Origin of the sequence: Selenomonas bovis DSM 23594 (genome assembly GCF_000381005.1) — a bacterium.
Classification (GTDB): Bacteria; Bacillota; Negativicutes; order Selenomonadales; family Selenomonadaceae; genus Selenomonas_C; species Selenomonas_C bovis.
In genome coordinates this window covers 145,307-166,412 of the sequence record NZ_KB908379.1, presented here as the reverse complement: position 1 = coordinate 166,412, position 21,106 = coordinate 145,307, and the positions used below count along the sequence as shown (strand labels likewise).

Sequence of the window (21,106 nt, the reverse complement as noted above, 5' to 3'; positions counted from 1 at the left end):
TCATGCCTTGGCTTGATACGCCGTCGCGTTTGCGTCTCGTGCGTGGAAGCGGCATGACGTCGGCGTCATTTCTGGATGCCGGGAACAGGGGGCGACATATCATCGAATTCAAGGAACTTGGCAAAGAGGATAAGCCGGTGCTCGACCGGTTCTTCCGTGCCAGATATTACGAAAACAGTCATCTGAATTTCACGAATCTCTTCATGTGGCGCACGCCGTACCATATCCGCTGGGCGGTGGAGGACGACGTGCTCTACATGGTGAACGAATGGGAGGGAAAGCTCTCGGCGCTGCAGCCGTTCGGCCCGGAGGAAAAGTGGCGCGAGGGCGTAGAGAAGTTCCTCGCCTACTTCCGCGCGCAGGGACAAACGCTTTCCTTCATGGGACTTGAGAAGGATTTTGCGCAGTTCCTCGCGTCGTATGAGAGCGCGTCGTTCGCTGTGACGGACGACCGCGATAACGCGGACTATGTCTACCTCACGGAGAAGCTCATCACGCTCGCGGGGCGGAAACTCCACTCGAAGAAGAACCATCTCAATGCGTTCCATAAGCTCTACCCGCAGGCGGAGTATCTGCCCATCACGCGGGAGCTCATCCCGGCCTGCCGCAAGGAGCTCGAGAGTTGGTACCAGCTGCGCGCGGCGGAGCTTGACGCGGATCCCTTCATCGGCTATGAGCGCGCCGCCATCCACGAGATTTTCGACAATTACGAGGATTTCGCGCTCAAGGGCGGCGTCATCCGCATCGACGGGCGCGTCGTCGCGTTCACCTTCGGCGAGCAGCTCAACCGTGACACGGCCGTCATCCATGTGGAAAAAGCGGATCCCAACGTGCGCGGCGCCTATCCCGCCATCAACCAGGGATTCGTCTCGCACGCGTGGTCGGATATGACGTATATCAACCGCGAGGAGGACATGGGGCTGCCGGGCCTGCGCAAGGCAAAGGAGTCCTACAAGCCGGTCAAGATGATCGAAAAGTTCAATGCGGTATACAAAGGAGAAAAATGAGCCTATGCGCATCCTGATAGCAAATGACGACGGCATCGCGTCCGAGGGGCTGCGGGCGCTCGCCGCTGCCTGCGCTGCGCGCCACGAGGTCTATATCGCGGCGCCGTGGCATGAGCAGAGCGGCATGGCGCATGCGCTCAATGTGCATCGTCCCATCGAGGTGGAGGAGATGCCGGGCGTCGCGCTCGAGCTCGGCGCGGTGGCGGCCTGGCGCATTGCGGGCACGCCGACGGACTGCGTGAAGCTCTATCTCGAGGCGCTGATGGACGCGAACCGTCCCATCGACCTCGTGCTCTCGGGGATCAACCGCGGAGCGAATCTCGCGACGGATGTGCTCTACTCTGGTACAGTCGGCGCGGCGATGGAGGGATTCCTGCACGAGATAGCCGCGGCGGCCATCTCGCTCGACATCGAGGCGGATTACGCGTATGAGCGGGCGGCGGAGCTCGTTGTGCCGTTCCTCGAGCAGAGGATGGCGGAGCGGGCGGACGTGCCGTTCTTCCTCAATGTGAATTTCCCGCAGCGACTCCGCCAGGCGGATTTCCAGGTGAGCCGCCTCGGACGCCGCGACTACGAGAATGCGTTCCGGCAGACGGTGCAGCCGGACGGCCGCATCTTCTACACCGTCGCGGGAGAAATCAAGGACTCTGACGACGGGCCGCACACCGACCTCTATACGGTCGCGCAGGGCGGTATCTCCGTGACGCCGCTGCATACGGATCTCACGGACTACGCCGCGCTCGAGGATGGACTGAAAAAGTGACGCGCGGCGCCTGCGGCTTGCGCTCTTGGGGATTTACTAGTAAGCTAAACGCACAAACGTCCACTTCGTGGACATTGTGCGCCCGCCCTTGCAGTAAATCCAGCCAATCGCGCGGCGCCTGCGGCTTGCGCTCTTGGGGATTTACTAGTAGAATAAAGCCATGACAGCATTTGAGGAGGTTCGTTTGCATGGAATCTATGATTCGTGATATGAAATTGGCACCCTCGGGGCATGATAAGATCGCGTGGGTGAAGAACTTCATGCCGGTGATGCGCGCCGTTGATGAAGAGTTCTCCAAGACGAAGCCGTTTGCGGGCATCCGCATGGTCATCACGCTGCACCTCGAGGCGAAGACAGCCTATATGGCGGAGGTGTTCGCGCACGCGGGGGCAGAGGTCGCCATCACGGGCAGCAACCCGCTTTCGACGCAGGATGACGTGGCGGCGGCGCTCGTCGAGGACGGCATCAAGGTCTTCGCCTGGCACGGCTGCACGGAGGAGGAGTATTTCACCTTCATCAACCGCGCGCTCGATACGAAGCCGATGCTGCTCATCGATGACGGCGGCGACCTCGTGCACACGCTGCACACGTCGCGCCGCGAGCTCCTACCTGGTGTCTACGGCGGCTCGGAGGAGACGACGACAGGCGTGCACCGCCTGCACGGCCTCGCGAAGGAGGGCAAGCTCGCGTTCCCGATGATTGCGGCGAACGACGCGTACTGCAAGTACCTCTTCGACAACCGTTACGGCACGGGCCAGTCGACGTGGGAGGGCATCATGCGTGCGACGAATCTCGTCATCGCGGGCAAGAACGTCGTCATCGCGGGCTATGGCTGGTGCGGCAAGGGCGGCGCGATGCGCGCGCGCGGGCTCGGCGCAAACGTCATCATCACCGAGGTCGATCCCATCAAAGCCATCGAGGCCGTGTTCGACGGTTTCCGCGTCATGCCGATGGATGAGGCCGCGAAGATCGGCGACATCTTCCTCACGCTCACGGGTGATAAGGATGTCATTCGCGAGCGCCACTTCAAGAGCATGAAGAACGGTGCGATGATGGCGAACGCTGGCCATTTCGACTGCGAGATCAATATCCCGGAGCTCGCGGGCCTCTCCGTCTCGCGCCGCACGGTGAAACCGAACATCGAGGAATTCGTGCAGGAGGATGGCCGCAAGCTCTATCTGCTCGCGGAAGGACGCCTCGTGAACCTCGCGGCTGGCGACGGCCATCCGGCGGAGATCATGGATCTCTCGTTCGGCGTGCAGTTCTTCTCAGCGCTGCATCTGCTCCAGCATCATGCGGAGCTCAAGAATGAAGTCTACCTGATGCCGGAGGAGATCAATACAAAGCTCGCCAACATCAAGCTCGCCGCGCTCGGCGTCAAGATCGACGAGCTCACGCCGGAGCAGAGGCGCTATCTGAATCTGGAATAAGGGAATCACTGAGAACGCGGTTTCTGACGACTTTGCCTATGAGGAAATGCTGCGGGGAAACTTCCTCCGCGGCATTTTCTTGCCTATGGCAGCAAGGGGGAAAGGATATGAAGACACTCATCAAGGACGCTGCGGTCGTCCGCCCGGACGGGACGACCGCGCAGGCATCCATTGCCGTCGACGGCACGCGTATCGCGGCTGTCGGCGCGGTACCCGAAGGCTTTGCAGCCGATGAGATCATAGATGGGAAAGATATGCTTGCGGTGCCGGGCTTCGTCAATGCCCATACGCACGCGTCGATGACGCTCCTGCGCAGCTACGCGGATGATATGGAGCTCATGGAGTGGCTCAACAACCATATCTGGCCGGTCGAGGCGAAGATGGTCTCTGACGATATCTACTGGGGCGCGGCGCTGGCCGCGGTCGAGATGATCAAGTCGGGCACGACGACCTTCGCGGATATGTACGGGCCGTTCATGGAGCGCGTCGCGGATGTCGTCGCGCAGTCGGGCATGCGCGGCGTCCTCTCGCGCGGTATCATCGGCGTAGCGCCTGACGGCGAGAAGAAAATCGAGGAGAATGTCACGCTCTACAAGGACTATCACGGCGCGGCGGCCGGCCGCATCACCGTCATGTTCGGCCCGCACGCGCCCTACACCTGTCCGCCGGACTTCCTGAAAAAGGTCGCGCGCGCGGCGCAGCAGCTCGGCGCGGAAGTGCATATCCACATGAACGAGACGCGCGCGGAGATTGCGCAGATCGAGAAGCAGTACGGCAAGCGTCCGTTTGCCTATGTGGAGGAAACGGGGCTCTTCGAGAGCGGCACGCTCGCCGCGCACTGCGTCCATCTCGACGACGAAGAGATCGCCATCATGAAGAAGCACCATATCCGCGTCGCGCATAATCCGGGCAGCAACATGAAACTCGCGAGCGGCACGGCGCCCGTGCCGCGCCTGCGCGAGGAGGGGATCTGTGTCGCGCTCGGCACCGACGGCGCCTCGTCGAACAACAACCTCGACATGCTGCAGGAAATCCAGCTCGCGGCCCTGCTGCACAAGGTCACGAGCTACGATCCGCTCGCTGTGCCCGCGCTTGAGGCGCTCAAGATGGGCACAGAGTACGGTGCCGAGGCCGTCGGGCTCAAGGATGTCGGCCGCCTGGAAGCCGGTGCCAAGGCGGATATCACGCTCGTCTCCATGAAGGGCGCGGCCTGGTGCCCGCGGCACAATGAGGTCTCGTTGCTCGTCTACTCCGGCAGTGCGGCGGATGTCGATACCGTGCTCTGTGATGGCAAGATCCTCATGCGCCATCGCGCGCTCCAGACGCTCGACGAGGAGAAAATCCTTTTCGAGGCGAGCCGCTGTGCCGCGCGCCTGACGCGGTGAGCGGCAGCGCGGGAGGCATTGCGCCCGCGGATTCTGGCGGCAGGTGCCGCTCGAGAAATTTCCCTTATGAGGTGATCCCTTGAAAAAGAAAACACCCGCGAAGAAACCCGCGGCCCGCGCGACGAAGGCGCAGCGGCAGGCGGCGCGCAGAAAGCCCGCGCCCGCCGCGCCCGGCCGCCGCTATGAGCTCATCGGACTGCTCTTTTTCGCTGCGGGACTGATTTCCGCCTGCGGGCTCGCGGGGCTCAATGTCGGTTTCGTGGGACTGACGTTTGCCAAATGCCTGCATTATCTCTTCGGCGTGGGGGCCGCGCTCGTCGTGCTGCTCATCCTGCTCATCGGCTGGCAGTACATGACGAAGCATCACGGCCTCCGCTATTCGCTGCGTTTCTTCGGTCTCACGGCGCTTTTCGCGCTCGCGCTCGCGGCATATCATCATTTCGTCACGGTACCGGGTGCGGAGATCCTGCCGGAGAGCCTGCCGCGCGGCGGCGGTCTCATCGGCGGCGGCCTGCTCCTCATCATCCGGCGGTTCTTCGGCGTCGACGGCGCCATCATCGTCATCGGCGTCGGCCTTGTCGGCGCGGTGCTGCTCTCGACGACCTGGTCGCTCGCCGCCGGCCTCCTGAAGACAGAGGAAACGGCGAAACGGGGCGCGCAGGCTGCAGGCAAAGCCGTCGCTGTCACCTGTGACAGGGTAGCGGAGGTCGGGGAACGTGCCGGCGGGCAGGTCGTGGAAAAGGTTCGCGCCAAGGCGCAGTCGTTCTACAACCAGGCTGCGGACCACAGGTTCTCCGAGCCGCCGGTCGCGGAGCAGACGGCAGATGAGGGGGAGACTGCGGCTGCTGCTGCGCCGCAGGATCCCCCGGCCTCGCACATGGCGGCATGGGAAAGTGAGCCGGAGCGCGAAGCGTCTGCTGAGTCGCCTGCAGTAACGGCTCCGGAGCCGCCGCGGTTCACCATCGACTACGGCGCGCGCGGCGCAGAGGAGCCTGCGCTGACGCCGGAGGATATGGCGGCAGAGGAGGACGAGGCGGACGAAGAAGCGGCGGCGCGCGCTGGCCTCGCGGCACTCGCCGCGGCCGGTGTTGCGGGAGCCGCAGAGGCGGCAGCCGCCGTGCCGACCGCCGCTGGCACAGGCAGTGCTGCCGCTGCCTCCGCTACGCATCTCGCCAAGGCGCCGGAGTACAGCACGCTCGCGCGGTCTGACAGCATGACCGCGCATTTCCCCGGCGAGGACGCACCGGAACATCCGCCGGCAGCGCCCGCCGCACCGCCGCCGAAGCCATACGTCCTGCCGAAGGTCACAGACATCCTCACGAAGAACGTGAAGAAGAAGAGCGTGGCGCTCGAGATGGAGATCGAGGACAACGCGCGCACGCTCGCGAAGACGCTCCATGACTTCCATGTCGACGCGAAGATCATCAACGCCTGCCACGGTCCAGCCGTCACGCGCTACGAGCTCGAGCCGGCCCCCGGCGTCAAGGTCAGCAAGATCACGAACCTCTCAGAGGATCTCGCGCTTTCGCTCGCGGCCTTTTCCGTGCGCATCGAGCCGATCCCCGGCAAGGCGGCCATCGGCATCGAGGTGCCGAACAAGGAGCTCGAGGGCGTCCGGCTGCGCGAGGTGCTCGAGAACGAGAAATTCGCCAAGGCGAAATCGAAGCTCACGGTCGGCCTCGGCATGGACATCGGCGGGCAGGCCATCTTCGCCGATCTCGCGAAGATGCCGCATCTGCTCGTCGCCGGCGCGACGGGCTCTGGCAAGTCCGTCTGCATCAACACGCTCATCACGAGTATCCTCTTCAAGGCGAAGCCTGACGAGGTGAAGTTCATCCTCATCGATCCGAAGATGGTCGAGCTCTCGAACTACAACGGCATCCCGCATCTCATGGTGCCCGTCGTGACCGAGGCGAAAAAGGCAGCCTCGGTCCTTAACTGGGCCGTGCAGGAGATGGAGAAGCGCTACGCGAAGTTCGCGGAGCACAATGTGCGCAACATGCAGACCTACAACGCGCATTTCCCCGAGGAGACGATGCCGGCCATCGTCATCATCATCGACGAGCTCGCCGACCTCATGATGGTAGCGCCGCACGATGTCGAGGACGCCATCTGCCGCCTCGCGCAGAAAGCGCGCGCGGCTGGCATCCACATGGTGCTCGCGACGCAGCGCCCGTCCGTCGACGTCATCACGGGCATCATCAAGGCGAACATCCCATCACGCATCTCGTTCGCCGTCTCAAGCCAGATCGACTCGCGCACGATTCTCGACGCGAGCGGCGCGGAGAAGCTCCTCGGCAAGGGCGACATGCTCTTTTATCCCGTCGGCGCGGCGAAGCCGCGCCGCGTACAGGGCGCTTTCATCAGCGACGAAGAGGTGGAGAAACTCCTCGACTTCATTCGTTCGCAGGGACAGGAGGCGGAGACGAACGAGGAGATCGTCGCCTTTACGGAGAACGCAATGCGGGAAGAGGAGGAAGGAAAGAGCGGCGGCCATAAGAAACCGAAAATCGACGAGCTCCTCGGTGAAGCCGTGAACTGCGTCATGTCGACGGGCATTGCCTCCTCAAGCGGCATCCAGCGCCGGTTCAGCATCGGCTACACGCGCGCGGCGCGCCTCATCGACACGATGGCGGAACTCGGCATCGTCGGCCCGAGCCAGGGCAGCAAGCCGCGCGACATTCTCATGAGTGCCGACGAGGCACGCCAGGCCGTAGAACAGGCCGTCGCGGCAAACGCGTAGCGGAAGTTCTGCGTAAAAACCCAGAAAATAGAGCATCCCCCGGTAAGCAACTGGAAAGCTGCTTACCGGGGGATGCTCTATTTTAGAAATGCTGTATGCGGCTGCGCCCCTTTTGCAGGAGGGCGTAGACCGCAGCAGGTACGGCGGCGGTCTTCCGTGTGCAACAAAAAAGAGGCCGCCGACTCCTGCGAGCCAGACATGCCTCTATGATTTCCTGGTCGGGATGACAGGATTCGAACCTGCGGCCTCTTCGTCCCGAACGAAGCGCGCTACCAAACTGTGCCACATCCCGCGAACACAAGAGATATTATAGTCAATCTTTTTTGTTCTGTCAAGAAAAATTTTAAAAAGTATGGGCCAGGCTAGCGATTCGTCTTCACATCATGGTGATCGGATCGATGTCGATGGCGACGTCGGTGCGCAAGTGTAGCCGGCAGCTGCGCAGATAGGCTTGCACGGCCGCGAGATCGCGGGCCTTGATGAGCACGACGAAGCGGTAGGTGCCGCGGAATTTCGCAACGAGTGCGGGGGCGGGGCCGATGACCTCCGCGCGCGGCTGCGTGACGTTGGCAGGTGCGCCGAATTCCTGCCGGCAGGCAGTGACGAAAGTGGCGGCCTGCTCACGCGCGGCGGCCTCACTCTCCGCTTGGAAGAGGAGCTTGATGAGGCGCGTGAACGGGGGATAACCGAGGGCGCGGCGCAGCTGGATCTCCTGCGCGTAGAAGCCCGCGTAGTCTTGGCGGATGCCGCATTGGACGGCGTAGTGCTCGGTGTTGTAGGTCTGCACGAGGACCTTGCCGCGGCGCGCACCGCGGACGCGCCGCCCAGCGCGGCCCGCCGTCTGCGTGATGAGCATGAAGCAGCGTTCCGCCGCGCGGAAGTCCGGCATGTTGAGACTGGCGTCGGCGCTGATGATGCCGACGGCGGTGACACCCGGGATGTCATGCCCTTTGGCGACCATCTGCGTGCCGAGCAGGATATCGTATTCTCCCGCGCGGAAGCGGCGCAGGATGTCCTGATGCGCGAATTTCGTGCCTGTCGTATCGCGATCCATGCGGATGACGCGCGCCTTAGGGACGAGTGCGCGCAGCTCCTGCTCCAGTTTCTCCGTGCCTGAGCCGAAATATTTGATGTAGCGGCTGCCGCACTTGGGACAGGTGTCGGGGATGCTCTGGCGGATGTCGCAGTGATGGCAGAGGAGGAGGCCGCGCGGCACGCCGCCCTGCGGGGCGCGCCGCTGGTGATAGACGAGCGGCAGGCCGCAGTCGGGGCACTTGATGACCTCGCCGCAGGAGCGGCACATGACGAATGTCGAGTACCCGCGCCGGTTCAGCATGATGATGATCTGCTCGTGAGCGGCGAGTGTCTGGCGGATGAGCGCCTCGAGCGGCCGCGAGATGATGTGGCGGTTCCCCAGGCGGAGCTCCTGACGCATGTCGACGCAGGCGACCTCCGGCAGCGGGACCGCACCGACGCGGTGCGGCATGGCGAGCAGCGTGAGCTCCCCCGTGCGCGCGCGGTGGTACGTCTCGAGCGAGGGCGTCGCGCTGCCGAGGACGAGCACCGCCCGCTGGAAGCGCGCGAAGGCCTCGGCGACGACGCGCGCGTGGTAGCGCGGCGACTCGTCCTGCTTGTAGCTCATGTCCTGCTCCTCGTCTAGGATGATGAGGCCGACCTGCTCCGCTGGCGTGAAGAGTGCGGAGCGCGCGCCGATGATGACGCCTGCCTCGCCGCGGCGCACGCGGTGCACGGCATCGTTGCGCTCCGCGAGCGTCAAGCGGCTGTGCATGACGATGATGTCCTGGCGGAAATACGCCTTGAACGCGAGCACGAGCTGTCCCGTCAGCGCGATTTCCGGCACGAGCACGATGACCTGCCGCCCCGCGCGGCGCACGAGACGCGCGAGCTCGATGTAGACCTGCGTCTTGCCGCTGCCCGTGACGCCGTAGAGCAGGAACCCCTGGTATTTGCGCTGCTCGATGCAGGGCGCGACGGCGCGGACGGCCGCCGCCTGCTCCTCCGTGAGCGTGCGCGCCTCCTGCGTGCTGTCAATCGCGGCGTAGCTGTCGCGCAGCACGCGGCGCTGCTGCACAGAGATGATGCCGGCCGCTGCGAGTTTCTGCACGGTCGCCGTCGTCTTTCCTGCGTCCTTGAGCGCCTGGAAGGAAACGCTGCCGCCGTGCGCCTCGAGATATTCCCAGAGGGCGAGTTGCGCTTTGCGGCGGGAGAACTCCTGCCGCCGCGCTGCTGTCAGCGGCTCCTGCAGCACGGCGATGCGCTCGTAGCGCGCCGCGTCGCGCCCTTTCGCCTCGTATTCTTTGCGGAGGATATGATAGGCGCAGAGCTTGTCGAGACATGTTGTGAGGTCATAGGGCGCGGGGAAGGCCTTGGCAAGCTGCGGCCGCCGCACGGGGCCGTGTGCGGCGATGTAGTCGTAGAGCGCGCGGTAGGTGCTTTGGCCGAGCAGGACGTGGTCGTGTGCGGCAGCCTCCGCCGTATAGGCGACCGTGATCTTGAGGCCGCTCTTTCCCGGCATGAAGAGGCGCATCGTCTCCGCGAGCGAGCAGAGATAGAACGAGGCCATCCAGCGCGCTTCCTCGAGCATGACGGGCTGGAACCAGGCCTCCTCGTCGACGGTCGCGCTGATGTCCTTGAGCTTCAGTCCCGCGAGCGCCTCCACAGGCTGCCGCTGCGTCGCGAGGATGAAGCCCTCGACCTTGCGCCCGCCGAACGGGACGAGCACGCGCCAGCCGGGGCCGACCTGCGCGAGTTCCGGTGGTATGCGGTAGGTGTAGGGCTTCGCGATGCTCTTGACCGGCAAATTGACAAAGACCTGGGCGGTCAGGATGGTGTTCTCCAAGGAAGGTTCCTCCTAAAATGCAAGGAAATCAGCCATCGAGCGGCGGCTGTCTGGCTGATTTCCTCAAGGAACCACTGATTAATTCGGCACTCCGTCTTCACGCGTCTGCACTGTCCTCTCGTCGTCAACAAATCCTCAGCGTAGCTTCGGCTACGCCTGCGGTTTGTCTCCTAGAGAGATACAGCGCATCCACGTAAATCCGGAGCACCTCATTTAATCAGCGGTTCCTTAATCAGCGGTTCCTCAAAACCTGATATATCGCCGGAAGAATCGGGAGCGACTCGTTTCCCCAGCGGTTCCTCTGGCCTCATAGCTGCGCAGGCGGCAGTGCGTCGTTTCACTCCAGCTGCAAGCCGACATCATTGCGCAGCTGGATGGCCTCGCCGATTTCGGCGGGGCCGATGCGTTCATGACCGGTGAGATCCGCGACGGTGCGCGCGACCTTGATGATGCGGTCGTAGGAGCGCGCGGAGAGATGCATTTTCTCGAAGGCGGCCGCGAGGAGCTGCTGCGCCTGCGGCTCGAGCGGGCAGAGGCGCTGGAGCAGCGCGTGGTTCATCTGTGCGTTGCAGAAAAGCCCGTACTCCTTGAGCCGCTCGCCCTGGATGCGCCGCGCGGCCTCGACGCGCGCGCGGATGGCGGCGGATGGCTCGGCTTTCTTGTGCGAGGAGAGCTCCTTGTACGCGACGCGCGGCACGCGGATATGGATGTCGATGCGGTCGAGCAGCGGCCCGGAAATCTTGCGCGTGTAGCGCTTGATCTCCCCCGGCGTGCACTCGCAGACACGTCCGCCGCTCTCGTCGCCCTGGTAGCCGCATGGGCAAGGGTTCATCGCCGCGATCAGCATGAAGGAGGAGGGGAACTTGAGCGAGGCATGCACGCGGGAGACGAGGATCTCCCTGTCTTCGAGCGGCTGCCGGAGTACCTCGAGCGTCGCTTTCTGGAACTCCGGCAGCTCGTCGAGGAAGAGTACGCCGTCATGCGCGAGCGTGACTTCGCCGGGGCGCGGGATGCTGCCGCCGCCGATCATCGCCGTCATGCTCGTCGTGTGATGGGGCGCGCGGAACGGGCGCTCCGTGACAAGGCCGCCGCCGCGCGGCAGGAGCCCGGCGATGCTGTAGATCTTCGTGACCTCGAGCGCTTCCTCCGGTGTGAGCGCGGGTAGGATGGAGCTCACGCGGCGCGCGAGCATGGTCTTTCCTGAGCCGGGCACGCCGACCATCAGGACATTGTGCCCGCCCGCCGCGGCGATCTCGAGCGCGCGCTTGGCCGCGTATTGTCCCTGCACATCGGCGAAATCATCTGTCCAGCCGGCGCTTTCCTCCGCAGGCGGTGCGGGAACGGTCGCTGTGAGCGGCTGCTCGCCGCGAAGGTGTGCCACGAGCTCGGCGAGCGTGCCGACGCCGTAGACCGCGATGCCCTGCACGAGCAGCGCCTCGTTCACGTTGGCCTTAGCGACGTAAGCAGCGGCAAAGCCCCGCCGTTTCGCCTCGACAACCATGGAGAGGACGCCCTGCACGGGGCGGCATTCTCCTTCGAGGGAAAGCTCCGCCGCGAAAAGATTGCCTGCGAGGGTTTCCACAGGCAGCACGGCGTGCGCCGCGAGCAGGCCGACGGCGATCGGCAGGTCGAGTCCCGAGCTGTCCTTGCGGATATCCGCCGGTGCGAGGTTGATGGTGACCTTTTCCTGCTTGAGCTTGATGCCGGAATTCTTGATGGCGGTGCGCACGCGCTCCTTGCTCTCGCGCACTGCGGTGTCCGGCAGGCCGACGATGTCGAACGCGGGGAACCCGAACCCCGCGTCGACCTCCACGTCGATGATGAGGCCGTCGACGCCGAGCGTCGTCGCTCCGTAAGACTTTGCGAACATAGGTCTCCTCCTCACATCTCGAACGCGCCCTCGTAGTGGCGGATGCGCCAAGGCGCAGTGGGTATAGCGTAGACTTCTATGACATCGAAGCGGCAGAAACAGTCGCCAAGACGTTTCTGCCGCAGATACTGCGTAGCGGTCAGGATGATCTTTTTCTTCTTGTGTGCGTCGACGGCCTGCGCAGGCGCGCCGAAGAGACAGCCCTGCCGCGTCTTGACCTCGACGAAGACGAGCGTCTCCCTGTCCTGCCAGGCGATGATGTCGATTTCGCCCACCTTGGCGCGGTAGTTGCGCGCGGCGATGCGGTACCCCTTGCGTTCGAGGAAAGCCACCGCACACTCCTCGCCGCGCTGTCCCAGTTCCTGACGGCTCATGCTTTTTTCTCCTGCTGGCGCTCGCCGCGCGCGCGGTCCATGCGGTAGATGTAGGCCATGACCTCGGCGATGGAGTGGTAGAGCTCCGGTGGGATTTCCCGGTCGAGCTCGAGTGCCATGAGCATGTTGACGAGCGTCTTGTTCTGATAGACGGGAACCGTGCTGCGCTGCGCCGCGGCGAGGATGTTCTCCGCCACATAGCCGCGTCCCTTTGCCGTTACGCGCGGCGCACGGTCGCGCGCCTGGTCGTACTGGAGTGCGACGGCCTTCTTTTTCGCTTGCGGGTCTGTCTCCGGCTCTTCCATTGGCTTTTTGTATCGTTCCATCGCTTTCACCTGCCTCGGTGCTGTTTTGGGGGGCTGCCGCTTCTCGCCCGCACCATCTGCCATTGATCGCTGTGGAAACTGGGAGCGGCTCGGTAATATTTCCTTATGGAATCGTTGATCATTCAGAACCCTGTCCTCTCGTCGACGATAAATTCAGGGCACTTCATTTGGTCAGCGCTTCCTTATTTTTTCATTATACCGATTGGCTGATGGAGCGTCAATAATGAATCTTGGCCGCAGTATGCGGCGTGGCCGCCCTGGAAGCAGGGATCATAGGAGACAGGACATTTTTCATAAGGCGGAAAAGGATTTCCCGCGATTTCGTCGAAAAGAAATGAGTGAGAACAAATGATAATGTATGAGATATGGAGGCATCAGGATGGAGACCTTTTCGATGGAAGTGGGCGGACGCACACTGACGATAGAGCAGGGGAAAATGGCGAAGCAGGCGAATGGCGCGGTGCTCGTGCGCTATGGTGACACCGTCGTGCTCGTGACGGCGACGGCGTCGAAGGAGCCGCGCGAGGGCGTCGATTTCTTCCCGCTCACAGTGGACTATGAGGAGAAGATGTACGCGGCGGGGAAGATTCCGGGCGGTTTCATCAAGCGTGAGGGGCGTCCGTCGAACGATGCGACGCTTTGCGCGCGTCTCATCGACCGGCCCATCCGTCCGCTGTTCCCGAAGGGGTACCGCAACGATGTGCAGATCGTCGCAACGGTGCTCTCCGTCGAGCCGGACAACGCGCCGGAGCTCGCGGGCATGATCGGCGCGAGCTGCGCGCTCTCGGTGTCGGATATTCCCTTTGACGGACCGATTGCGGGCGTGCGCGTGGGACGCGTCGACGGGGCGTTCGTCATCAATCCGACGGCGGCGCAGCGCGAGGTCTCAACGCTCAATCTCACGGTGGCAGGCTCGGCCGACGCGGTTATGATGGTCGAGGCCGGGGCGTCTGAGCTGCCCGAGGAGGTCGTGCTCGATGCCATCCTGTTCGGACACAAGGAGATCCAGCGCATCGTGGCGTTCGAGCAGGAGATCCAGGCGGCCTGCGGCAAGCTGAAAAGCGAGGCGCGGCTCTTCAAGGTGCCTGAGGCGCTCGCAGAGGCGCTCGACACCGCCGCGCGGCCGCTCCTCGACGAGGCGGTGCGGAACCCTGACAAGCTCGATCGCGACGCGCATATCGCGGCCATCGCCGCCGATATGATGGAGAAGTTCCTGCCGGAGTATCCGGAGATGGAGAAGGAGATCGCGATGGCGTTCCACGACCTCGAGAAGTCCGTCGTGCGCCGCATGATTACGCGGGAGAAGATCCGTCCCGATGGGCGCGGGCTCGAGGAGGTGCGCCCCGTCTCCTGCGAGGTCGGGCTGCTGCCGCGTCCGCACGGCTCGGCGCTTTTCACGCGCGGTCAGACGCAGGTGCTCTCCGTGACGACGCTCGGCGCGCTCAGCGATGAGCAGGTCATCGACGGTCTCGGGCCCGAGACGACGAAGCATTACCTCCACCAATACAATTTTCCAGGATACAGCGTCGGCGAGGCGCGGCCGATGCGCAGCCCGGGACGGCGCGAGATCGGTCACGGCGCGCTCGCGGAGCGCGCGCTGCTGCCTGTCGTGCCGTCCATCGAGTCGTTCCCCTATACGATCCGCGTCGTCTCGGAGGTGCTCGAGTCGAACGGCTCGAGCTCGATGGCCTCTGTCTGCGGCAGCACGCTCTCGCTCATGCACGCGGGTGTTCCCATCAAGCGGCCCGTATCCGGCGTCGCGATGGGCCTCGTGAAAGAGGGCGACGCGTACACCATCCTCACGGATATCCAAGGCATGGAGGACGCGCTCGGCGATATGGACTTCAAGGTGGCGGGGACGTCTGAGGGCATCACGGCACTGCAGATGGACATCAAGGTGGACGGCCTGAGCCGCGATATCCTCCAGGCGGCGCTCGCGCAGGCGAAGCGCGGGCGGGCGTTCATCCTCGACAAGATGCTCGCCTGCATCCCCGCGCCCGCGGCCGAGCTCTCCCCGTATGCACCGCGCGTTGAGACCATCACCATCAAGGTGGACAAGATTCGCGACGTCATCGGCACGGGCGGCAAGGTCGTGCGCGGCATCGTCGACGAGACGGGCGTCGATGTCGATATCCATGAGGATGGCCATATCTTCCTCACGTCACCGGACGCCGCGGCCATGGCGCGGGCGAAACAGATGATCGAGGACATCGTGCGCGAGGTCGAGGTCGGCGAGGTCTACACGGGGACGGTCACGCGCTTGCTGAAGTTCGGCGCGTTCGTGCAGATCCTGCCGAACAAGGAGGGTCTCTGCCATATCTCGCAGCTCGCGAACCACCGCGTGGAACGCGTGGAGGACGTCGTGCAGGTGGGCGATCAGCTGACGGTGAAGGTCGTGGAAATCGACGAAAAGGGGCGCATCAACCTGAGCCATAAGGCGACGCTCTGAGTCTCTGGCAGGAGAGCGCCGGTGAGAACGGAGAGCGGGGGAGGTTATGATGATGGTACGAGCTTTGGTATTGGCGGCGGCAGCCGTCGTGTTTATGGTTTTATTGCGGAAATTCATCCAGAGCCTTCATGAGCAGCCGCCGCAGGAAGAACTGCGGCCGTCGGCTGCGGGCGAAGGAATGGCCGAGGCAAAGAGCAGCGGGCAGGAAGCGGCGCCGTTTCCTGCAACACAGGCGGTCAGACGCGCTGCGCCGCCGCGTGCCGCTTCGCTGCTGCACGCGCGTCCGGAGGAGGCAGCGCACCCGGCAGCAGCTGCGCGCGTACGAGAGCCGCAGGATGCGCGTTACGACCGGCAGGCGCTCGCTGCCGCCCGCCGCGCGCAGGCGCAGGAGCGCGCGCACGACAGCCGCATGATGGCGGCCGCTGCCGTCGCCGGCGCGATCGGCGGCGCGGCGCTCATGCATCACCATGATGCCGCGGCGCAGCAGGATCTCGTCCGTCAGGAGATTGCCGCGCGGCAGCAGGAGATGCTCGATCGGCAACAGATGGATAGCAGCTATGATATGGATGACGGCGGCGCTGCGGCGGACGGTGCCGACTATGATGATGGCATCGGTGATGGCAGTTATGATGCCGATGTTTATGATAGCAGTGACTATGATGATGACGGCTATGATGACGACGGTGATGCTGACTACGACGTGAACGACTATGGCGGCGACGAGGAGGATAGTGGCTACGACGCAGAGGATGATAGCTACGATGACGGCTACGACGACGATGATGGCAGCGGCTATGGCGACAGCAGCGATGCGTATGACAGCGGCTATGATGGTTATGACGGCGATGATTACGGCGGTGATTATGATGGCGGCGGAGACAGCTATGACGGCGGCTATGATGACGGCGGCGGTGACGGATTTGATTTTTGAGGCGCAGCGGCTGTCTTTCTGCGCGCGTTTCCTGCCGTCAGGTGTATAAGAGAACGCAGGGCATCGACGATGCTCTCGAGGCGGTCCGGCAAGGGCCGCCTTTTCGCGTCAACGCAGGAAATGGCATTGCCTGGCTGCTGTCTGGAATTGCTGCTTCTCGCCTACCGTTTTCCGGGAAAAGATGATATAATGATGCGTATCACAGCCCAAAGGAATGAATGTAATATGGCAAAACGATACTATGAGCTGACCGTCGCCGGTGTGACGCGGCAGCTGCCGATTCTCAACGTGACGGAGACGCTCGCCATCGCTGGTTTCGTCATGCTCGGTGACGTCGAGCTTGTCACGCGCTGCGCACAGGAAATGGCAAAGAAGGTGCCAGAGGAGACAGAGGTCATCCTCACGGCGGAGACGAAGGGCATCCCCTTTGCCGCTGAGCTCGCGCGCGAGCTCGGGCAGCGGCGCTACGTCGTCGCGCGTAAGTCTGTCAAGGCTTATATGGAGCATCCGCTCTGGGTCAAGGACGTCTCTATCACGACGGCTGGCGAGCAGACGCTCTGTCTCGATGGGCCGGACATCGAACGTCTCCGCGGCCGCAAGGTGCTGCTGCTCGACGATGTCATCAGTACGGGCGGCTCGATGAAGGCGTTGCGCGAGCTCTGCGAGAAGGCGGGCGGCGAGGTCATCGGTGAGGCGGCGGCGCTCGCGGAGGGAGATGCCGCGAAGCGTACGGATATCCTCTATCTCGCGCCGTTGCCGCTCTTTGCGGCGGAATAAGCCCTGCGGGGCCGCGCTCTCTGCGCGTGATGATACAGGAATAAGGGGGCATACCTAATGAGTGAGAATAACCGCATCGTCATCAGCCAGGTCATGATGCCGAGTCAGGCGAACCCGAACGGCAACGTTCATGGCGGCGAGATCATGAAGATGATGGATTCGACGGCCTATGCGGCCGCAAGGAAATACGCGCGCTCCAACGTCGTGACGGCACGCGTCGATGAGCTCGAGTTCCATCAGCCCATCCTCATCGGCGATCTCGTGACCTGCACGGCGGATATCGTCTTTGTCGGCCACAGCTCGATGGAGATTGCCGTCAATGTGGAGGTCGAGGATCTCGATCATGAGGGCAAGCCCCAGAAAGCGCTCTCCGCTTATTTCACGATGGTGGCGCTCGATCGGAACTCCCGCCCAAAGGCAGTACCGCCGCTCATCCTCGATACGGATGAGGCGCGGGAGGCGTTCGAGGCAGGCCGCCAGCGCTATGAGCACCACAAGCAGCTCAAGAAGCGGGAACGCGAGGCACAGAAGGCGCGTGATCTCGCGAAGAAGACGCTGCGCGAACCTGTGGACGCAGAGGCGGCGCACGGCGCCAAGGTCGTGGAACTGCAGAAAAAATGACATGCGCGCGGGAGTACAGCGCCGCTGTGACAGCCGCACTGCAAAATTTTCGTCCAGGCCCTTGTCAAAGTGCAAAAGATGTGATATTCTATCAACCAATGAAACAAGTTTACACAGTAAATGCGTTGCAGAGGAATAGTAGGACGCGCGGAGCGGAGAGAGAGCAGTCGGCTGGTGGAAGGCTGTAGCGAGACGCGTCGGAACTCACCTCGAAGCAGCCCGCTGAAGGCATGTCTGGTAGGCGGCGCCGGAGCGTCCCCCGTTAGCGAAGGACAGGATATGTTGGTATCCGCAGAGTGCCTGCCAGTTTGGCAGGAAATTGAGTGGTAACACGAAGGCACGCCCTTTCGTCTCTTTGAGATGAGAGGGCTTTTTCATTTGGAAGGAGAGATGTTTGATGAAGAACTATCAGAAATACAGCAAGGGCTATTTTCTGCCGCCGACGGTGGACATTGATTGGCTCAAGAAGGACGCACCGGATCATGCCCCCATCTGGTGCAGTGTCGATATGCGTGACGGCAACCAGGCGCTCGTGATCCCGATGAGCCTCGATCAGAAGCTCGAGTTCTACAAGATGCTCCTCAGAGTCGGCTTCAAGGAAATCGAGGTCGGCTTCCCCGCGGCTTCCGATACGGAGTATGAGTTCCTGCGCCGCCTCGTCGAGGACGATCTCATCCCTGACGACGTAACTGTCCAGGTGCTCACGCAGGCGCGCGAGCACATCATCCGCAAGACCTTCGACGCGCTCAAGGGCGTCAAGAACGCCATCGTCCATGTCTACAATTCCACGTCGGTCGCCCAGCGCCAGCAGGTCTTCCGCAAGTCAAAGGACGAGATCAAGCAGATGGCCGTCGACGGCGCGAAGCTCCTCAAGGAGCTCACGGAGGAGGCGGGCGCGAACTACCGGTTCGAGTATTCGCCGGAGAGCTTCACGGGCACGGAGCCTGAGTATGCGCTCGAGGTCTGCAACGCCGTGCTCGACGTCTGGCAGCCGACGCCTGACCACAAAGCCATCATCAACCTGCCCGCGACGGTCGAGATGAGCATGCCGCATGTGTTCGGCATGCAGGTCGCCTACATGAACAAGAACCTCAAGTACCGCGACGGCGTCGTGCTCTCGCTACATCCGCACAACGACCGCGGCTGCGGCGTCGCTGATACGGAGATGGGCCTGCTCGCGGGCGCGGACCGCGTCGAGGGCACGCTCTTCGGTAACGGCGAGCGCACGGGCAACGTCGACATCGTGACCGTCGGCATGAATATGTTCGCGCTCGGCATCGACCCGCAGCTCGATTTCTCCAATATGCCGGAGCTCGTCGAGACGTACGAGCGCCTCACGGGCATGGAGGTCAGCCCGCGCCAGCCGTATGCAGGCAAGCTCGTCTTTGCCGCGTTCTCCGGCTCGCACCAGGATGCCATCGCCAAGGGCATGAAGTGGAAAGAGGAGAAGAACCCGGACAAGTGGACGCTGCCGTACCTCTACATCGACCCGAAGGATGTCGGCCGTGAGTACGATGGCGATGTCATCCGCATCAACAGCCAGTCCGGCAAGGGCGGCGTCGGCTTCATCATGGAGCAGAAATACGGCATCGACATGCCGAAGAAGATGCGCGAGGACTTCGGCTACTGTGTCAAGGGCGTCTCGGATCACAAGCACAAGGAACTCATGCCGGATGAACTCTACCAGATTTTCCAGAACGAGTACGTCAATGTCGATACGCCCTATGAGCTCATCGACTTCCTGCTCAAGAAGGAGCCGGACGGCACGCGTTCCGGCACGGTCGACGTCACGGTCAACGGCAAGAAGGAGACGTTCCTCGCGCGCGGCAACGGCCGTCTCGATGCCGTCTCGAACGCCATTCAGAAGAACCTCGGCGTGACGTATAAAGACCTCACCTACAGCGAGCACGCCCTCGAAATCGGCCAGTCGAGCCGCGCGATGGCCTATATCGGCATCACGGGCACCGATGGCAAGATCACCTGGGGCGCCGGCATGGACACGGATATCATCACGGCCTCGCTGCAGGCGCTCTTCAGCGCCGTCAACCGCATGAAGGCAGGGAAATAATGAGAGCTGTCCTCACGCGCGTCAAGCAGGCATCCGTCACCATCGAGGGTGTGCAGATGGGCGCCATCGGCCAGGGGTACCTCGTCCTGCTCGGCATCGGCCCGGAGGATACGCGGGAGACCGCGGAAAAACTCGCGGAGAAAATCGTCCGCCTGCGCGTTTTCGAAGACGAGGCGGGACGTATGAACCGAGACATCAGCGCTGTTGGCGGCAGTATCCTCGTCGTCTCGCAGTTCACGCTCTACGCCGATCTCAGGAGCCGTCGGCCTGGATTTTCTCACGCCGCTCCGCCAGAACGTGCCGAGCCGCTCTACGAATACTTCCTCGCCTGTCTCAGCGATCTCGGCTTTCCGCCGGAGCATGGCAGCTTCGGTGCCGACATGCAAGTCGCCTCCGTCAACGACGGCCCGGTGACCTTGCTCCTCGAGATGTGACGCAGTAGATAAAAAGACCTCATGCCATAAAATTTAGTGGTATGAGGTCTCTTTTTGTCTGCATATTGTCTGCATGCGATCACTTCTATGGGAACGCTGCAATCCTTACGGCGATGGTTTCTGGCACGTGATGCACACTATGATAGAATGCACCGTCTACATCAAGGTTTCTGTGTACGATGGGGAAGGGAGGCGGTCACTTTTTGCGGCTGTCTGCGTGTGCAGCAGCGCTCTTTCCCATATAGCGCAGATACGTTTCCTTCATCTCATCGCGCGTCTTGGTCGCGGGCCAGAGCTCGCCGAGCGCGCCCTCGCGCATGCCGGAGGCGAGGTGCTCGTAGAGGTCGGGAATCTCCGGCGAGAGCCGCGCGATGAGCTCTTTGACCTCCTGGCGGATCGTGTGCCCATCGTGCGGGCAGGGCGAGGGCACCGGTGCGAACCCGTGATAGCGCACCGCTGCCCGTGTCTCGCTCTCGCGGAAATAGATCAGCGGGCGGATGACCTTGAGATCCGTGCGGTCGAGATACGTCACAGGCGTGAATGTCGTGAGCTGCCCGGAATAGAGCAGGCTCATGAGGAAGGTTTCCACGGCGTCGTCGTTGTGATGCGCGTAGGCAATCTTGTTCATGCCGTGTTCCTTCGCGTAGCGGTTCATCGCGCCGCGGCGGAAAAAGGCGCAGGTATAGCAAGGCGTCTTGCCGCCCTGCGCCTCAATCGCCCCCGCGATATCGACATCGATGACATCATAGGGAATCTCAAGTCCCGCGAGGAACGTGCGGATCCGCGCCGTATCGAACGGCGTATCCGGGAACATTGGATTGATGGTCAGCGCAGACAGGCGGAAGTCCTTCCTCAGCCGCTCGCGCAGGATGGCGAGCGCGTAGCAGAGGAAGATACTGTCCTTTCCGCCTGAGACGCCGATGAGGATATGATCGCCGTCCTCGATCATCTCGAACTCGACGACGGCGCGCATGAGTTTAGAGAAATATTGCTGGGGGATGTTGATTTTCATAGAAGCCTCCGGAGATTTTTGATGTGTGATAAGTTTGTATCCTGATGGACACTGTA

16 protein-coding genes, 1 tRNA gene and 1 other annotated feature are annotated in these 21,106 nt (G+C 62.7%); of the genes, 11 read left to right on the top strand and 6 right to left on the bottom strand.

Annotation, left to right across the window (positions count from 1 at the left end; genetic code table 11):
- The first annotated feature begins 53 nt into the window (after positions 1-53).
- From F599_RS0100800 to F599_RS0100780, 5 genes are all read left to right on the top strand, one after another.
- Positions 54-1,007 carry a DUF2156 domain-containing protein gene (locus F599_RS0100800; RefSeq protein WP_019541637.1) on the top strand — a complete coding sequence of 318 codons (954 nt, stop codon included), beginning with the start codon at positions 54-56 and terminating at the stop codon, positions 1,005-1,007.
- A gap of 4 nt (positions 1,008-1,011) precedes the next feature.
- Positions 1,012-1,770, top strand: a complete 759-nt coding sequence (gene surE, locus F599_RS0100795; protein WP_019541636.1) for a 5'/3'-nucleotidase SurE — start codon at positions 1,012-1,014, stop codon at positions 1,768-1,770.
- A 188-nt stretch (positions 1,771-1,958) separates the two neighbouring features.
- Positions 1,959-3,200 (top strand): adenosylhomocysteinase, encoded by a 1,242-nt coding sequence (locus F599_RS0100790; RefSeq protein ID WP_026327715.1) that lies wholly within the window; start codon positions 1,959-1,961, stop codon positions 3,198-3,200.
- A 107-nt stretch (positions 3,201-3,307) separates the two neighbouring features.
- On the top strand, positions 3,308-4,585 hold the full coding sequence (locus F599_RS0100785; RefSeq protein WP_019541634.1) for an amidohydrolase: 1,278 nt from the start codon (positions 3,308-3,310) through the stop codon (positions 4,583-4,585).
- Positions 4,586-4,664: 79 nt separating this feature from the next.
- Positions 4,665-7,328 (top strand): DNA translocase FtsK, encoded by a 2,664-nt coding sequence (locus tag F599_RS0100780; RefSeq protein WP_019541633.1) that lies wholly within the window; start codon positions 4,665-4,667, stop codon positions 7,326-7,328.
- Positions 7,329-7,543: 215 nt separating this feature from the next.
- On the opposite strand, the gene F599_RS0100775 is transcribed toward F599_RS0100780, so the two are convergent.
- The 5 genes from F599_RS0100775 to F599_RS0100755 form a co-directional block, all read right to left on the bottom strand.
- A tRNA-Pro gene (locus F599_RS0100775) sits at positions 7,544-7,620 on the bottom strand.
- A gap of 84 nt (positions 7,621-7,704) precedes the next feature.
- On the bottom strand, positions 7,705-10,176 hold the full coding sequence (gene priA, locus F599_RS0100770; protein ID WP_033368902.1) for a replication restart helicase PriA: 2,472 nt from the start codon (positions 10,174-10,176) through the stop codon (positions 7,705-7,707).
- A gap of 349 nt (positions 10,177-10,525) precedes the next feature.
- Complete coding sequence (locus F599_RS0100765; RefSeq protein ID WP_019541631.1) at positions 10,526-12,058, bottom strand: YifB family Mg chelatase-like AAA ATPase; 1,533 nt, start codon at positions 12,056-12,058, stop codon at positions 10,526-10,528.
- Between the two features lie 11 nt (positions 12,059-12,069).
- Positions 12,070-12,432, bottom strand: a complete 363-nt coding sequence (locus F599_RS0100760) for a YraN family protein (RefSeq protein ID WP_019541630.1) — start codon at positions 12,430-12,432, stop codon at positions 12,070-12,072.
- Positions 12,429-12,758 (bottom strand): EscU/YscU/HrcU family type III secretion system export apparatus switch protein, encoded by a 330-nt coding sequence (locus F599_RS0100755; protein WP_051081640.1) that lies wholly within the window; start codon positions 12,756-12,758, stop codon positions 12,429-12,431. Before F599_RS0100755 ends, F599_RS0100760 begins: the two co-directional genes overlap by 4 nt.
- 379 nt (positions 12,759-13,137) lie before the next feature.
- Between F599_RS0100755 and F599_RS0100750 the strand changes: the two genes are divergently transcribed.
- The 6 genes from F599_RS0100750 to dtd all read left to right on the top strand — a co-directional run bounded on the left by F599_RS0100750 (position 13,138) and on the right by dtd (position 20,038).
- A complete protein-coding gene (locus F599_RS0100750; RefSeq protein WP_019541628.1) occupies positions 13,138-15,207 on the top strand; it encodes a polyribonucleotide nucleotidyltransferase in 2,070 nt (689 codons plus the stop codon).
- Positions 15,208-15,253: 46 nt separating this feature from the next.
- Positions 15,254-16,138: a hypothetical protein gene (locus tag F599_RS15305; RefSeq protein ID WP_156021898.1), complete on the top strand. Its 885-nt coding sequence runs from the start codon at positions 15,254-15,256 to the stop codon at positions 16,136-16,138.
- Between the two features lie 225 nt (positions 16,139-16,363).
- Positions 16,364-16,915 carry a phosphoribosyltransferase family protein gene (locus F599_RS0100740; RefSeq protein WP_019541626.1) on the top strand — a complete coding sequence of 184 codons (552 nt, stop codon included), beginning with the start codon at positions 16,364-16,366 and terminating at the stop codon, positions 16,913-16,915.
- A gap of 57 nt (positions 16,916-16,972) precedes the next feature.
- Positions 16,973-17,536, top strand: a complete 564-nt coding sequence (locus F599_RS0100735; RefSeq protein ID WP_019541625.1) for an acyl-CoA thioesterase — start codon at positions 16,973-16,975, stop codon at positions 17,534-17,536.
- 116 nt (positions 17,537-17,652) lie between these two features.
- Positions 17,653-17,894, top strand: a binding site (T-box leader).
- A 39-nt stretch (positions 17,895-17,933) separates the two neighbouring features.
- Positions 17,934-19,604: a 2-isopropylmalate synthase gene (locus F599_RS0100730; RefSeq protein ID WP_019541624.1), complete on the top strand. Its 1,671-nt coding sequence runs from the start codon at positions 17,934-17,936 to the stop codon at positions 19,602-19,604.
- Positions 19,604-20,038, top strand: coding sequence for a D-aminoacyl-tRNA deacylase (gene dtd, locus F599_RS0100725; protein WP_019541623.1), 435 nt, complete (start codon positions 19,604-19,606; stop codon positions 20,036-20,038). The genes F599_RS0100730 and dtd overlap by 1 nt, the downstream gene beginning before the upstream one ends.
- A 196-nt stretch (positions 20,039-20,234) precedes the next feature.
- Here the strand turns inward: dtd and F599_RS0100720 are convergent, their stop codons facing one another.
- Positions 20,235-21,050 carry a tRNA 2-thiocytidine biosynthesis TtcA family protein gene (locus F599_RS0100720; protein WP_019541622.1) on the bottom strand — a complete coding sequence of 272 codons (816 nt, stop codon included), beginning with the start codon at positions 21,048-21,050 and terminating at the stop codon, positions 20,235-20,237.
- Positions 21,051-21,106 lie beyond the last annotated feature (56 nt).